Source organism: Salinicoccus sp. Bachu38 (genome assembly GCF_038561955.2).
GTDB classification, from domain to species: Bacteria; Bacillota; Bacilli; order Staphylococcales; family Salinicoccaceae; genus Salinicoccus; species Salinicoccus bachuensis.
On record NZ_CP138333.2, the window covers coordinates 1,396,227 to 1,410,855 of the forward strand.

General features: G+C 50.0%; 15 protein-coding genes. All 15 read left to right on the top strand.

The features are described 5' to 3' along the window. The 15 genes from RQP18_RS07025 to asnS all read left to right on the top strand — a co-directional run bounded on the left by RQP18_RS07025 (nt 1) and on the right by asnS (nt 14,602). Complete coding sequence (locus tag RQP18_RS07025; RefSeq protein ID WP_342387032.1) at nt 1-1,272, top strand: tetratricopeptide repeat protein; 1,272 nt, start codon at nt 1-3, stop codon at nt 1,270-1,272. Further along, nucleotides 1,259-1,720, top strand: coding sequence for a YpiB family protein (locus RQP18_RS07030; protein WP_342387033.1), 462 nt, complete (start codon nt 1,259-1,261; stop codon nt 1,718-1,720). The genes RQP18_RS07025 and RQP18_RS07030 overlap by 14 nt, the downstream gene beginning before the upstream one ends. A gap of 17 nt (nt 1,721-1,737) precedes the next feature. Further along, nucleotides 1,738-2,172, top strand: coding sequence for a DUF2487 family protein (locus RQP18_RS07035; protein WP_342387034.1), 435 nt, complete (start codon nt 1,738-1,740; stop codon nt 2,170-2,172). Nucleotides 2,173-2,314: 142 nt separating this feature from the next. Beyond that, complete coding sequence (locus RQP18_RS07040; RefSeq protein WP_342387035.1) at nt 2,315-2,818, top strand: ubiquinol-cytochrome c reductase iron-sulfur subunit; 504 nt, start codon at nt 2,315-2,317, stop codon at nt 2,816-2,818. 16 nt (nt 2,819-2,834) lie between these two features. Next, on the top strand, nt 2,835-3,509 hold the full coding sequence (gene qcrB / locus RQP18_RS07045) for a menaquinol-cytochrome c reductase cytochrome b subunit (RefSeq protein WP_031544828.1): 675 nt from the start codon (nt 2,835-2,837) through the stop codon (nt 3,507-3,509). 24 nt (nt 3,510-3,533) lie between these two features. After that, a complete protein-coding gene (locus RQP18_RS07050) occupies nt 3,534-4,316 on the top strand; it encodes a c-type cytochrome (protein ID WP_342387036.1) in 783 nt (260 codons plus the stop codon). A gap of 77 nt (nt 4,317-4,393) precedes the next feature. Next, on the top strand, nt 4,394-4,969 hold the full coding sequence (locus tag RQP18_RS07055) for a DUF1405 domain-containing protein (protein ID WP_342387037.1): 576 nt from the start codon (nt 4,394-4,396) through the stop codon (nt 4,967-4,969). 24 nt (nt 4,970-4,993) lie between these two features. After that, nucleotides 4,994-5,728 (top strand): zinc metallopeptidase, encoded by a 735-nt coding sequence (locus RQP18_RS07060; protein WP_342387038.1) that lies wholly within the window; start codon nt 4,994-4,996, stop codon nt 5,726-5,728. A 176-nt stretch (nt 5,729-5,904) separates the two neighbouring features. Beyond that, nucleotides 5,905-6,282: a methylglyoxal synthase gene (gene mgsA / locus RQP18_RS07065; protein WP_342387039.1), complete on the top strand. Its 378-nt coding sequence runs from the start codon at nt 5,905-5,907 to the stop codon at nt 6,280-6,282. A gap of 5 nt (nt 6,283-6,287) precedes the next feature. Further along, nucleotides 6,288-7,433, top strand: coding sequence for an N-acetyl-alpha-D-glucosaminyl L-malate synthase BshA (gene bshA, locus RQP18_RS07070; protein ID WP_342387040.1), 1,146 nt, complete (start codon nt 6,288-6,290; stop codon nt 7,431-7,433). Further along, on the top strand, nt 7,426-8,640 hold the full coding sequence (locus RQP18_RS07075) for a CCA tRNA nucleotidyltransferase (protein WP_342387041.1): 1,215 nt from the start codon (nt 7,426-7,428) through the stop codon (nt 8,638-8,640). Before bshA ends, RQP18_RS07075 begins: the two co-directional genes overlap by 8 nt. Then, nucleotides 8,597-9,559 carry a biotin--[acetyl-CoA-carboxylase] ligase gene (locus RQP18_RS07080; protein WP_342387042.1) on the top strand — a complete coding sequence of 321 codons (963 nt, stop codon included), beginning with the start codon at nt 8,597-8,599 and terminating at the stop codon, nt 9,557-9,559. Before RQP18_RS07075 ends, RQP18_RS07080 begins: the two co-directional genes overlap by 44 nt. A gap of 17 nt (nt 9,560-9,576) precedes the next feature. Continuing rightward, nucleotides 9,577-12,093 (top strand): exonuclease domain-containing protein, encoded by a 2,517-nt coding sequence (locus tag RQP18_RS07085; RefSeq protein ID WP_342387043.1) that lies wholly within the window; start codon nt 9,577-9,579, stop codon nt 12,091-12,093. Nucleotides 12,094-12,123: 30 nt separating this feature from the next. Then, on the top strand, nt 12,124-13,311 hold the full coding sequence (locus RQP18_RS07090; RefSeq protein ID WP_342387044.1) for a pyridoxal phosphate-dependent aminotransferase: 1,188 nt from the start codon (nt 12,124-12,126) through the stop codon (nt 13,309-13,311). Nucleotide 13,312: 1 nt separating this feature from the next. Then, entirely contained in the window at nt 13,313-14,602 is a 1,290-nt protein-coding gene (gene asnS / locus RQP18_RS07095) for an asparagine--tRNA ligase (protein WP_342387045.1), read from the top strand. The last annotated feature ends 27 nt before the right edge of the window (nt 14,603-14,629 follow it).

The window sequence follows — 14,629 nt, forward strand, 5'->3', positions numbered from 1 at the left end:
ATGCAGGACCAGATATATGAGATTATTGATCAACTGAAAAAAGGAGAGTACCCTGAAAAGAAATTGGAAACGGTACTCGGCAATATCGGTCAGCTTGTCGATGAAATGGATCTTGAAGCACTCTTCATTCTTGGAGATACACTTGTGGCATCGGGCCTCCACAAGCCGGCAGAGACCATATTTTCCCATCTTTACAGCCATACCGGACATGATGATGAAGTGCTGTCCTACCTCGTGGACATACTGATCACCGACGGCCGTCTCGATGAAGCGCTGAGTCTGGTGAACGAAGCGGAAAAGACGCCGCCTGTACTCATGCTGAAAGCGGAAATCTTCCAGCAGCTCAATATGAGTGATGTCGCCGTAAGGTCACTTCTTGAAGCTAAGGCATTGAGCGATGACCCCATACTGGATTTCGCCCTGGCGGAAATCTATTATGAGGATGGGGAATTCCCCGATGCCATCCGGCATTATGAAATCCTCATCAGCAATGGCATCCAGGAAGTGAATGGCGTGGAGCTGAACCTGCGTCTTGCCGAGCTGCATATGAATCAGCTGGACCTGGAGAACGCCCAGACGTACTTTGATGCTGCGGATGAGAAATACTATTCCAATGACGACTACTACAGGAAGGCGCTTCTTGAATACCAGCTGCAGTCATATGAATCCGCCAAAAATCTCCTCGCCCGGGTGATAGAGAATGAACCATACTACATCAATGCCTATATCCTGCTCATGAATGTCCATGAGACGGAGCATGATCTCGATGCGGCCATAGAACTGCTGGAGGAGTATATCAGAGAGGACGATACGGAGCCCCTGTTCTTTTTCCATCTGGGCAGGCTCCATTTCCGAAACGGGGAAGAAGGCAGGGCACTCGAGAGCTTCGACAGGGCGATCTCGCTTGACCAGGATTATGATGATGCCTATCTGATGCTTTTCGAGACACTCCTGAAGACCGGGCGGACGTCTGAAATCGGGGAGTTTACATCACGGCTCGACACCCACGCGCTCTCAGGGGAAAGCCTGTATCTGCTTGCAAAGATCCAGCAGGAAAATGAGAATGATGAAAATGCACTATCCCTCTATCAGGAAGCCTCAAAGCTGATTGGGGATTCCATCGAATTCCATACGGACTATTATGAGTACCTGACGGAAATCCGCCATCCTTCAAGAAAGGATGTACTGGAGAAACTCATCACTTTGGAACCTGACAATATAGATTGGCAGTTCGAGAAGGAGCGTTTGGATGATGAATATGACCAAATATAGAAAAGATTTCATTGACTATATCCTGTACAATTATGAATTTGACGACCGGGTTGCGGTATGGATCCTGAATTTCATCAAGTCACACCCGACGGTTTCGAAAAATGTCGTTTTTCTTGATGAAGGCACTGTGGACAGGAAGTTGCGTATCTCCGATAGGGGGAGCGGGAGTCCGACGCTCCTTTTTGAAAAAGGGAATACGGTCACTGTCGATGGCGAAGTCATCTTCCATGAGCTGAACATGAACCAGAATCAAACACTGTTCCTCCATTTCAACCTCAGCCGGCATGATGCACGATATCAGAAGGTGAAATCACTGGAGGCGGACATGGACAGCACTTTGGAGAGGATAGGGCACGAAGCCGTCATTAAACAGATAGATGAAGCACTTGATGCAAAAGATCAGAAGAGATTCATCAGGCTGACTGAGTATCTCAATCAGATAAAATAAGTGGAAAAGGTGAGAGAATGCTCTACAATCATCAGGACCTGAAAGTATTGAAGGATGAAATAGAATTTGTCGATACTGCAGTGATCCCGTTTGCCAGTGCGGACATGAATGATGACTCGAGATCCAATGCGAGCGATATGGAAATGATCCAGATGGTGACAATACAATTGGAAAAGCAGCTCAAGGGGCGTCTTTTCATCACCCCCGCCATAATGACAGTGGAACAGATCACCTCAGTGCTTGAAGCATATGTTGAGCAGCTGAAATCCTATGGTTTTAAGAAAATCGTCATCCTTACCCATCATGACCTCACCATGGAAGATGCCCATTTCGTCGTCCTGAACCGGATTCCTCTGGAGGACATGAGCATCGAAATGAAAATGAGTCTCATCAATGATGAAGTCAAAGATGTCATGAAAAGAATCATTTCAATCTGGAACCTTAAGAAATAGGCAGTTTTACACGATTATGCCACCCGTCAATATCAAAAGTTGAGATAGCTTATTGACCGGTATCAGCTAATAGGCTAAAATTGAAATGTCCTAGTTATATTAATATATGTAAAAGAACGCGCGTTTGAGGGGGGAAATATGAATGTCGCAAAAAGTAACAAGACGCCAATTCCTGAACTATTCCTTAATGGGAGTAGGGTCTTTCATGGCGGCTGGTGTTATATTGCCAATGGGAAGATTCGCACTTGACCCGCTGTTCCAGGAGGAAGCAGCAGGCTCCATGATCACAACAAGTGTATCAGCTGATGAGATTACGGAAACACCTATTAAGGTTGACTTTTCCTATGAACAGCAGGATGGCTGGTATGAAAGTGAAGTCACCGATTTCGTCTGGGTATATCGTGACGGGGAGGATATCATCGCCCTGTCTCCAGTATGCAAACACCTTGGATGTACGGTAACCTGGGCCGGTGACGAAGCGAACCCGAACCGTTTCTTCTGCCCATGCCACAATGGCCTCTACGAGAAGAATGGTCAGAATGTACCGGGTACACCTCCAAGAGGGCCATTGGATCAGTATGAAGTCGGCGTGTCCGATGGTTACATCACAATTGGCGAAATGCAGGCCAATGAACTCGTAAACTAGTATAGGAGGGAAAAATGTGCTTAACAGAATCTATGATTGGATAGACGATCGCATTGATATCACTCCTATATGGAGGGATGTTGCCGACCACGAAGTGCCGGAACATGTTAACCCCGCGTACCACTTCTCGGCGTTCGTCTATTGCTTCGGTGGGTTAACGTTTTTTATTACAGTTATACAGATTTTATCAGGAATGTTCCTGACAATGTATTATGTACCTGACATCGTCAATGCATGGAATTCGGTCTATTACCTGCAGCATGATGTTGCAGCCGGACTGATCGTCAGAGGCATGCACCACTGGGGCGCCAGCCTGGTAGTAGTAATGATGTTCCTACATACTCTAAGGGTATTCTTTACAGGTTCATACAAAGCGCCGCGTGAACTCAACTGGGTTGTCGGCGTACTGCTCTTCCTGGTAATGCTCGGACTTGCATTCACAGGCTACCTGCTGCCTTGGGACATGAAGGCGTTGTTTGCCACAAAAGTAGGTTTGGATATTGCAGAGAGTGTACCGTTTGTCGGTGAATGGATCAAGACACTGCTTGCTGGTGATGAAACCATCATCGGTGCACAGACATTGACACGTTTCTTTGCCATCCATGTATTCTTCCTGCCTGCTGCTCTATTTGTATTGATGGCGATCCATTTCATCATGATACGTAGACAAGGTATTTCAGGACCACTATAGGAATGACAAGGGAGGTAAAATGATATGAAACGTGGAAAAGGGTTGACATTCGTCGGCGATTCACGAATACAGAAATATGACAAACCAAAACTTAACCGCGACTATTCGGAATTCCCGGGTCGTACTGAAGAGTTCTATCCAGACTTTCTTCTGAAGGAATGGGTGACCGGTGCAGTATTCCTCATCGGTTTCCTTTGTCTGACAGTAGCACATCCAGCACCACTCGAACGGGTGGCTGATCCGACAGATACAGGGTATATACCTCTCCCAGACTGGTATTTCCTATTCCTTTATCAAATTCTTAAATACACATATGCATCAGGACCGTTCAACATCATCGGTGCAATGGTCATCCCAGGTCTCGGTGTGGGCGCGCTTCTACTTGCGCCTTGGCTCGACAACAACAAGGAGCGCCGCTGGACAAAGCGTCCCGTAGCAGCTGCCATGATGCTCATCTCGTTCGGCATCATCTTCTACACTACATGGGAGTCGGTTGCCTATCATGACTGGGAAACACAGAACCAGCAGGGACAGATTGTATTCTCCAACCTGGACACTGAAGATCCTGTCTTCCAGGATCTGATCCGTTCGAACTGTACAAGCTGCCACGGCGGTGAATTGACTGGTGGATCGGGGCCAAACCTGATCGAACCGGACCTCAACGCTGAAACAGTTAACGCATTCGTAACAAATGGTTCTGGTGATATGCCGGCATTCGAAGATCAGTTGACAGAGGAAGAGATCCAGCAGATCTCCGAATTTGTAGCGAATCTTGAGCTGACATCAAGAGATGAGGCGGAGAACTAGACAAATGTCTCCGATATTTCTGGAAAATAAACGAAAAGCCCTAGCAATAGGGCTTTTTTTAATAGGGGTTTGTTCGAATGCATAAAATTATCAACCTGATGTACAACAGATGGTTCCTGGTTCTGCTCCTGATATCCAATGGGCTGGGAACGATATACGGCTACTGGTGGTACAGGGGGCAGCTGTCCGATACGGAGTGGTATTTCCTCCCATTTGTTCCGGACAGCCCGACCGCAACACTCTTCCTCTCGGTCCTCATCGCCATGATCCTCCTCGGGAGGAAGTGGGGGCTGATCGATGCACTGGCATTTACAACACTGATTAAATATGGTGTATGGGCAGTGGTCATGAACCTGCTCACCTTCATGGAAACGGGCTTTGTGTCATGGATCGGCCTGATGCTGATCGCTTCACACGGCATCATGGCCCTCCAGGCAATCCTTTTTCTGCCCCACCTTGAAATCAGACCCGCCCACCTGTACATCACAGCCATCTGGCTGTTCCATAACGATATCATCGATTACGTATATGGCCAGTACCCGGTCTACGGCAACCTGGCCCAATATGAGGCCCACATCGGCTATTTCGCCTTCTGGCTGAGCGTATTCGTGCTTGTACTGCTCCATCAGCTTGTGCCAAGGCGTTCTGATTGACTATATAGGAAAAATTGAAGTAAAATGAAGTATGAAAAACTTTTGGAGGTTGGAATCCACGTGTATATAATTTTATATTTTGTGATCTTAATGGTTGTTCCAATGCTCGCGCAGATGAACGTAAAGTCCACATTCAACAAGTACTCCAAGGTACGTTCCACGAGTGGTCTGACCGGGCGTGAGGTTGCCGAGGAGATCCTCAGGGAAAATGGCATCTATGATGTCTCCGTTGAAAGAGGCAAGGGCTTCCTGAGCGACTATTACGATCCTAAGAATAAGAAGCTCGTCCTTTCCCCACACAACTATGATACACCGAGTGTGGCCGGAACGGCAGTTGCAGCCCATGAGGTCGGACATGCCATCCAGCATGCGACAGGCTATGCATTCCTGAACTTCCGTTCTGCACTTTTCCCGCTCGCACAACTGGGGAGCAACTTCTCGTACTTCCTGATCATTGCAGGCATGCTCATCACATATGCCCAGAGCAATGCAGGCGGGGGACTTGGAGACATGCTTCTGTGGGGCGGAATCGCCCTTATGGCATTCGCTGTCCTGTTCCAGATAGTAACGCTGCCCGTCGAATTTGACGCATCGAAGCGGGCGATGAACCAGATTGAATCACTGAACATCGTCAACGAAAAAGAGTACCGCCATGCCAAGAAGGTATTGAATGCAGCAGCAATGACTTATGTTGCAGCGACTGCAGTCGCCGTGGCCGAACTTGTCAGATTCATTCTGATTGCCAGAAGCGGCAACTAGAAATAATTCAGGAACCCATAAAGGGTTCCTTTTTTATTTGTCCGGAATTCTGTTAATATTATTATGATATGATACGAAGCCTTCCGTCATCATATGATGAAACACCGGAATCGGCTTCACACCAGACAGAAGATTATCTATAATCAATACTAGCAACCTAAGGAATGGATGATAATATGAAGATCGCATTGATTGCACATGACGAAAAGAAGGATGACCTCCTCAGATTCATAGACAAGCACATTGAATTTTTCAAGGAACAGGTACTGTATGCAACAGGGACGACCGGCGGCAGGATCATCAAGCATACCGGGCTTGAGGTCCACAGGTGCAAATCAGGACCACTTGGAGGTGACCAGGAGATCGGTGCCATGGTCGCAAACAACACGATAGACTGCATCATCTTCTTCAGGGACCCGCTTACTGCCCAGCCCCATGAACCGGATGTCAGTGCACTGCTGCGGCTCTCCGATGTATATGATGTACCGCTGGCCACCAATGAGGGCACTGCTGAAGCGGTGCTCTATCACCTGAGCCATAAAGACAGGGGGTAGGGAGGATGAAGATAGGCATAACCTGCTACCCGAGTGTCGGCGGCAGCGGCATCATCGCCACTGAGCTCGGCATACAGATGGCCAGACGCGGACACGAAGTGCACTTCATCACTTCCAATGTTCCGTTCCGCCTGGATGCGAACCATCCGAACATAAACATCCATCAGACGGATATAAATGATTATAGTGTGTTCCGCTATCCGCCCTATGACATCACCCTGGCAAGCAAGATCTCCGAAGTCATTGTAGAATATGACCTGGATGTCATCCATATGCACTATGCCGTCCCCCATGCCGTCTGTGGCATACTGGCACGCCAGATGGCAAAGAAGGATGTAGGCATCGTCACCACCCTGCACGGGACGGATATAACGGTTCTCGGATATGACATGTCCCTGGTCAGTGCGATACGTTTCGGCATCAATGGATCCGATATCGTCACAGCCGTCTCGGAAAGCCTGAAAAAACAGACCCTCTCGCTTATAGAACCCGAGAAGGAGATACAGACCGTCCATAATTTTGTGGATGAGGAGTACTTCAATATGACCGACCGGGATGCGGTCAAGGCGGAAATGAAAACAAGGTATGGCATCCGGCAGCAGACGAAAGTGCTGATGCATACGTCAAATTTCAGAAAGATAAAGCGGATCGATGACATCGTAAGGGCGTTCCACAGTGTACATGGGAGGATCGACAGCGTTCTCGTGCTCGTTGGGGACGGGCCCGAAATGAACAGTGTCCGCATGCTGGTGAAAACCCTCGGGCTGCAGGATGCCGTTATATTCGCAGGGCAGCAGACCGATGTGAGGAGATTCTATCTGATGAGCGACATCTTTCTGTTGATGAGTGAAAAGGAGAGCTTCGGTCTGGCATTGCTGGAAGCGATGAATTGCGGTGCGGTCCCCGTCGGCACTGTCGCTGGCGGCATAAGCGAGGTCATCCAGCATGAAAGGACGGGATATCTCGTGGAAATCGGGGATTACGCCCGGGCAGGGGAGCGCATCATCGATATTCTGGAGGACGAATCCCTGTACAATGAGTTCCAGTCCCGCATGCTCGAGGATATCAGGAGACGCTTCCATTCCGATGTCATCGTCAGTAAATATGAATCCTTGTACAGGCAACTGATCGGAGAAGATGGCGATGCATGAACTTTTTCTCATAGGCAATAAGATATTGACCACTTTGGAAGCGAATGGATACAAGGGATATTTTGTGGGTGGATGTGTCCGCGATTATCATATGCGGCGTTCCATCAATGATGTAGACATCACCACGGACGCTCTTCCGGATGATATTGAGCGCATCTTTGAGCGCACCATCGATGTTGGAAAAGAGCATGGCACAATCATTGTGCTCATTGAAGACACGCCCTTTGAAGTGACCACTTTCCGTACGGAGTCGGGCTACAGCGACTTCCGCCGGCCGGACCAGGTTGCATTCACGAGCCGGCTCAACAGCGATCTCGAACGCAGGGACTTTACAATGAACGCGATGGCCATGGATGATGATTTCCAGATCATCGATCCCTATGGCGGCAGGGAGGATATAGGGGACAGGATCATACGCACCGTCGGACGTGCAGAAGAGCGGTTCAACGAGGATGCGCTCAGAATGCTGAGAGCCGCCCGGTTCTCATCCCATCTCGAATTCCAGGTCGCCCCCGAAACAGAACGGGCAATGGCCGAACATGCCCGAAACCTCGAACATGTCGCTGTGGAGCGGTGTGTTGTCGAACTCCTTAAACTGTACAGGGGCCCGGGCGTCAAGGCGGCGAAAGCCCTGATGGTAAAGACCCGTCTGAAAGATCATCTGACCTTCCTTGAAAACATAGGGGATGAGGATTTTCTGGATACGGAAGTCGGTTCATTGGAAAACGAGATTGCACTTCAGATGTGGAGGGACCCAGGGCTGAAGCGGCACCTTCATGAATTGAAACTCTCCAACGATATGAAAAAGGAGATACAGAACACAACCGGGCTGATCGAAATGCTCCACAGCCCGGCCACCGTGAGGGAAGTCGCCTATAGCCATGAAACGAAAATACTGGAGAATGCGTCTGCCATCATGGCGTCGAATACCTTCAATGGATTGAAGGAGAAAAGGGAACTCATCCGGTCGGCCATTGGACTGAAGCCGCACTTGCCGATTTCGGGTATTGCCGATATCGACCTGGACGGAAACATGCTCATGGAATTCTTCAATGCGCGTGGCGGCAGATGGATCAGAAAGGTATTTTCAGCCATAGAATTGGAGATACTGGATGGCAACCTGGAGAATGACAGAAAGAAAATAATGGAGTGGGTGGATGCACATGTCGAATATGAAGCAGGAGATATTAAAATTATTGAAGAATGACCGGTTCGTTTCCGGCCAGGAGATGGCCGACAGACTGGAAGTTTCGCGGACTGCCGTCTGGAAGAACATAAATGCCCTGAAGAGCGAAGGGTACAGCATCGAATCCGTCACCAGCAAAGGGTATCATCTGACTGAGCACCCGCGCTACATAAGCCCGACTGCACTGGAGCTGCTCGTGGCACAGTCCGGCCTGTTCAGCCATATGGAGTACCTCCAAACCACAGGGTCCACCCAGGTGGAGGCGCTCCAGAAACTCGAGCACCATGGCGGGGCCTACATTGTGGTGGCCGAGGAGCAGACAAGTGGGCGGGGCCGGTTCAACCGGGAATGGTCCTCCCCCAAAAACAGGGGACTCTACCTCTCCATCGTCCTCAGGCCCAACATACCGATTTCGGAAATCATCCGTTTCAACCTGTTCATTTCGCTGGCCATCTCCAAATCGATCGATCAGGCTTTCAGTATGGAAAGCGGGATAAAATGGCCGAACGACATCTATATCAACAACAGGAAAGTTTCCGGCTTCCTTACCGAGGTCGTCAGCGAAAGCAGTGTAATCAATGCTATAATCTGTGGTATTGGCATCAATATATTTGAAGATGAGAGCGTAGGGGCAATTCCAAATGCCACTTCCATCGAACGGGAGATGGACGGGAACAGCCATATGGACCTGGATGGTTTCATGGAGACGCTCATCACTAATATCGAGCGGTACTATAATCGGTTCATCAATGAGCCATTCAGCGCAATCAGGGAAGAATGGAAGGCACGTGCCATCGTATTCAATAAGGAACTGAGGATCACTGAAGCGGGGGAGAGCTATATGGCAAAGGCCCTCGACATTGATGATGATGGCTTCCTCGAAGTGCTCGACCAATCAGGTGAAATCAGAAAAGTCATAAGTGCAGATATAGAACTATAGTGGGAACTGGTGATGAGATGCTGAATCAGAAGTTTGCGGTAGTCGATTTGGAAACTACCGGGAATAATAAAAACAAAGATAGTATCATCCAACTGAGCATTGTTATTGTACAGAATCTGAAAATAGTCGATCAGTACACTACTTTCCTGTCGGATGAAACGGAATTGACACCTTTCATAAAAGAGCTGACGAATATTGAAACCTCCATGCTTGAAGATGCACCCAAATTCAAGGATATCGCCGCCCGGGTGGCCGGTCTTCTCGATGGCTGCATCTTTACGGCCCATAATGTCGAATTCGATTTCGGCTTCCTGCAGGCTGCATTCAAAGCATGCGGCATCGACTGCCAGCCCAATCATCTGCTTGATACCGTGGAGTTGTCGAAAATATTCCTTCCGAGGCTTGAGCGCTTCCAGCTCAACGAAATCGCCCAGGCCCTCGGCCTGGAATTGTCGAATGCACATAGGGCGGATGAAGACGCAAAGGCTACAGCAGACCTGCTTCTTCATCTGCTGCGGAAGATGATATCACTCGATACGGAGACATTGAAGCATCTGTATCACCTGTCGAAACCACTCAAGTACAACCTGTCGGATGTCATCTTCTCAATCGTTGCGGAATCCGGCACGGGCGGGGCCGAAGGTCTTGAGCGCCATGGGGATTTCTATATAAAGAGCCCGAAGCCGAACGTCCGGAAAATGGAGGCGGTCACTGTCGGGGAGCTGTACGAAAACTACATCGCATATTCCGGCAGACAGTACAGGGCGGAGCAGCTGCGCCTGGCCAATGAGATCTTCGAAGCGCTGGAGCAGAAGGAGAACCTTGCACTGGAAGCATACACCGGCGTCGGGAAGACGATTTCTTTCCTCATCGCCGCCATCAGCTTCCATTCACTCTATGGCCGGAGGGTGCTGATTTCGACATCCAAGAAGATTCTGCAGCACCAGATCCTCATCGAGGACCTCGCGGCACTGGAGGAGGCCGTCGGCATGCCGATACCTGCAGTCGCCCTGAAAGGCAGGGAGAACTATCTGAACCTGGATGCGTTCAAGCTCCTGCTGTCGCTTGAAGACACCAATACAGAGATTATCCAGCTGAAGATGAAGCTCCTTGTGTGGCTCCTTGAGACCGATACGGGTGATTTGTCGGAAATCCATCTGAGGGGGCCGGAGCGGGCCTACTACAGGACAGCCTCCATACAGGCGGGCGAGAATGCCAGACACTTCTTCTTCAACAGGGCACTCTCTGAAGCGGAGCAGGCCACCTTCACTGTGACGAACCATTACTTTCTCACAGACTGCATCGACCATCTCCCGGATATCGATACAGTCATAGTGGACGAAGCCCATCAGCTCAAACGTTCACTCGAGGAACGGACGAAGACCACATTCAGCTATCAGGCGATGAAGTTCTTCATCGGACAGATCGGCACCCCGAGCCAGGAGCGTCTGCTGTCGAGCTATATCAGCCATAATGATGGGACATCCATCTACCTGCTGGAGGATATACTGAAGCACCTGAACCAGAACATAGACAAGATGTTCGGTGCCATCGCCGCCAAAAATACCAGTGACCTGCTGCACCATATTGAAACGGGTATCAGACACGCTTCCACCTTCCTTGGGGCCGTACGCGGCACCCGGAACTACCAGGTCATCTACAACCATATGCACCACTATCAGAAGATGCTGTCATCCCTCGGGGCGGCCATCCGGCAGGATCGGTATATTCTGGAAGGGAACAGGAACCTGCAGAAGATAAAAGTGCATGTGCAGCAGGAAGATATGGAATCCCTCCGGAAGCGGACCGGGCACATCGCGGCCACGATCATGCTGTCCGGCACACTCGAAGTGAATGGGGGGTTCGGCCATCTCGACTACTGGTATGGCGACAGGCCGTTCAGATCGCTCATCATCCAGAATGAAAACCTGTTCGGCGGAACGAAGATCTTCATTCCGGAGGATATCCCTTCCTATGATGTCAGCGATGATGATTTCGTCTCCGCCATCGTAGAGTACATCGCCATCTATCTGAGTGAGACGGACCAGAAGCTGATGGTGCTGTTTTCCAATTTTGAACTGCTGGACAAGGTGCATGAATATACGGAGGATGTCCAGACATTCGAAGATTTCGTCATATTGAGACAGACCCGGATGACCACAAGCGAGAAGCTGCTTTCCCAGTTCAACCAGCTGGACAGGTGTGTGCTGCTCGGAACATCGAGCTTCAACGAAGGCATCAACATGCAGGCGCAGGGAACGAAATGCCTGATGCTGACCAAACTGCCATTCCCCGTCCCTAAAAAGTCCGACTTCAGGAACTTCTATAAGAATGATCTGCCGGAAGCTGTATTCCAGTTCAGGCAGATCGCCGGACGGGTCCAGCGGAGACCTGAAGACCGGGGACTGCTGCTTCTGTTCGATAAACGTATCCTCGACAGGAGATACAGGAATTCATTTCTGAAGTACTTTCCCTCTGAAAATGTCGTTCAGGGGGATGGAGAGTCTTTCAAAGCGCTGCTCCGTGATTTATAATGACTATATCAACTCTAAAGGAGAAGGAATATGCAACTCTCTCAACGCATCAAAAACATTACTCCCAGCCAGACATTGGCCATTACAGCCAAATCCAGGGAACTGAAGGCCCAAGGGGTTGACGTCATCAGCCTCAGTGCTGGAGAGCCGGATTTCAATACACCTGATGAAATCATAGAAAAGACCTATGAAGCCCTCAAGGCCGGCCAGACGAAATATACATCGGCTTCAGGCATCACGGAGCTGAAGGAAGCCATCGTTGAAAAGATGAAACGGGACAACAGCCTGGATTATGATGTATCGGAAATCTTTGTCGGTACCGGTGCCAAGCATGTGCTGTACAACCTCTTCCAGGCGACACTCGATCCGGGAGATGAAGTGCTCATCCCGACCCCCTACTGGGTAAGCTACACGGAACAGGTGAAGCTCGCAGAAGGCAAACCGGTCATCATGGAGACGGATGAATCGACTTCATTCAAGATCACTCCGGAAATCATCGAGCGCCATGTGACGGACAGGACGCGCATGCTCCTGCTGAATTCCCCGAGCAACCCAAGCGGGATGGTCTATACGGAAGCGGAGCTGAAAAACCTCGCAGACTACCTTGAACAGACGGATATCGTAGTGGTCGCGGATGAGATCTATGAAACACTCGTCTATGACCATCCGCATATCTCCATCGCAACCTTCAGTGACAAGATGAAAAGGAACACACTCATCGTAAATGGCGTCAGCAAGTCCCATTCAATGACCGGTTGGCGCATCGGCTACGTGTGCGGTGACAGCGATGTCATCAAGGGCATGACCGCACTGACCAGCCACTCGACATCCAATCCGGCGACACCGTCCCAATGGGCGGCGGTGGCTGCCTACAACATGGACAGCGCATACCTCAAAGAGTACAACCGGACTTTCAATGAAAGAAGGGACAGGGCATACGAGAAGCTGATGGAAATTCCATACATCGACTGCATCAAGCCGGAAGGCGCCTTCTACCTGTTCCCAAATTTTGCCGAGTGCGCCAGAAAGTGCAGCTTTGGAAGTGTCGATGAATTTGTTTCAGCTGTCCTGGAGGAAGTCCATGTGGCAGCAGTGCCCGGCTCCGGTTTCGGTTCTCCGGACAACATCAGGCTCAGCTATTCCCTCAGCATCGAAGATATGACGGAAGCATTGGACCGTATCAAGAAATTTGTAGAACAACATACCAAAGGAGTTTGACATGAAGATTTCAATCAACCAGGCGCCCAAATATGAAGGCCAGCAAGTGACGATCGGCTGCTGGCTCCTGCAGAAACGCGGCAGCGGAAAAATCCAGTTCCTGCAGCTCAGGGACGGCACCGGCTTCATGCAGGGCATCGTCGTAAAGGAAAATGATGCAGACCTGTTCGACAAGGCGAAAGGACTGACACAGGAGACGTCCATGTATGTCTCGGGAACGATCAAAGCGGATGACCGTTCCGATTTCGGTTATGAGATGGAAGTCGACGGCATAGACATCATCCATGCTTCGGAAGGATATCCGATCACACCGAAAGCCCACGGTCCTGAATTCCTCATGGACAACAGGCACCTGTGGCTGCGTTCCAAGAAGCAGCACGCAGTCATGAACATCAGGAACCAGATCATCAGAAGTACGCATGACTTCTTCTTTGAAAACGGCTATAAGAAGATCGATCCGCCGATCCTGACGAGTAGCTCCCCGGAAGGGACGACAGAGCTTTTCCATACAAAATACTTTGATGAGGATGCATACCTTTCACAGAGCGGCCAGCTGTATGCAGAAGCGGCTGCCATGGCACACGGCAAGGTCTTCTCATTCGGTCCGACATTCCGTGCGGAGAAATCCAAAACGAGGAGGCATCTGATCGAATTCTGGATGATAGAGCCGGAGATGGCATTCTACAACCATGAGGACAGCCTCAAAGTGCAGGAGCAGTATGTCGAATACCTCGTACAGCAGGTGCTCGAAAATTGCAGGCTCGACCTCGGCATATTGGATCGCGATACAAGCGTCCTCGAGAAAATCCGGGCACCTTTCCCGCGCATCACATATACGGAAGCCGTGGAACTGCTGCAGGAGAAAGGCTTCGATGATATAGAGTGGGGCGAGGACTTCGGTGCACCCCATGAAACCGAAATCGCGAACCATTTCGACAAGCCCGTCTTCATCACGAACTATCCAAAGGAGATCAAGTCCTTCTACATGGAGGAGAATCCGGAGGATCCACGCACCGTCCTGTGCGCAGATCTGATCGCCCCTGAAGGGTACGGCGAGATTATCGGCGGCAGTGAAAGGATCCATGACTACGACATCCTCAAACAGAAGATTGTCGACAGTGGTCTCGATCTTGAGGCCTATGAATGGTATCTCGACCTCAGGAGATACGGCAGCGTACCGCATTCCGGATTCGGTCTGGGGCTGGAACGTACTGTCGCATGGCTGAGCGGCGTGCAGCATGTCAGGGAGACGGCACCATTCCCCCGCCTGCTCAACAGATTATATCCATAGACAAAAATATCGCCGGCAGGCGATATT

What these genes read in the sequence shown, in the direction of transcription:
- RQP18_RS07025 (WP_342387032.1), top strand. Translation starts at nt 1, where the DNA reads ATGCAGGACCAGATATATGAGATTATTGATCAACTGAAAAAAGGAGAG.
- RQP18_RS07030 (WP_342387033.1), top strand. Translation starts at nt 1,259, where the DNA reads ATGACCAAATATAGAAAAGATTTCATTGACTATATCCTGTACAATTAT.
- RQP18_RS07035 (WP_342387034.1), top strand. Translation starts at nt 1,738, where the DNA reads ATGCTCTACAATCATCAGGACCTGAAAGTATTGAAGGATGAAATAGAA.
- RQP18_RS07040 (WP_342387035.1), top strand. Translation starts at nt 2,315, where the DNA reads ATGTCGCAAAAAGTAACAAGACGCCAATTCCTGAACTATTCCTTAATG.
- RQP18_RS07050 (WP_342387036.1), top strand. Translation starts at nt 3,534, where the DNA reads ATGAAACGTGGAAAAGGGTTGACATTCGTCGGCGATTCACGAATACAG.
- RQP18_RS07055 (WP_342387037.1), top strand. Translation starts at nt 4,394, where the DNA reads ATGCATAAAATTATCAACCTGATGTACAACAGATGGTTCCTGGTTCTG.
- RQP18_RS07060 (WP_342387038.1), top strand. Translation starts at nt 4,994, where the DNA reads ATGAAGTATGAAAAACTTTTGGAGGTTGGAATCCACGTGTATATAATT.
- mgsA (WP_342387039.1), top strand. Translation starts at nt 5,905, where the DNA reads ATGAAGATCGCATTGATTGCACATGACGAAAAGAAGGATGACCTCCTC.
- bshA (WP_342387040.1), top strand. Translation starts at nt 6,288, where the DNA reads ATGAAGATAGGCATAACCTGCTACCCGAGTGTCGGCGGCAGCGGCATC.
- RQP18_RS07075 (WP_342387041.1), top strand. Translation starts at nt 7,426, where the DNA reads ATGCATGAACTTTTTCTCATAGGCAATAAGATATTGACCACTTTGGAA.
- RQP18_RS07080 (WP_342387042.1), top strand. Translation starts at nt 8,597, where the DNA reads ATGTCGAATATGAAGCAGGAGATATTAAAATTATTGAAGAATGACCGG.
- RQP18_RS07085 (WP_342387043.1), top strand. Translation starts at nt 9,577, where the DNA reads ATGCTGAATCAGAAGTTTGCGGTAGTCGATTTGGAAACTACCGGGAAT.
- RQP18_RS07090 (WP_342387044.1), top strand. Translation starts at nt 12,124, where the DNA reads ATGCAACTCTCTCAACGCATCAAAAACATTACTCCCAGCCAGACATTG.
- asnS (WP_342387045.1), top strand. Translation starts at nt 13,313, where the DNA reads ATGAAGATTTCAATCAACCAGGCGCCCAAATATGAAGGCCAGCAAGTG.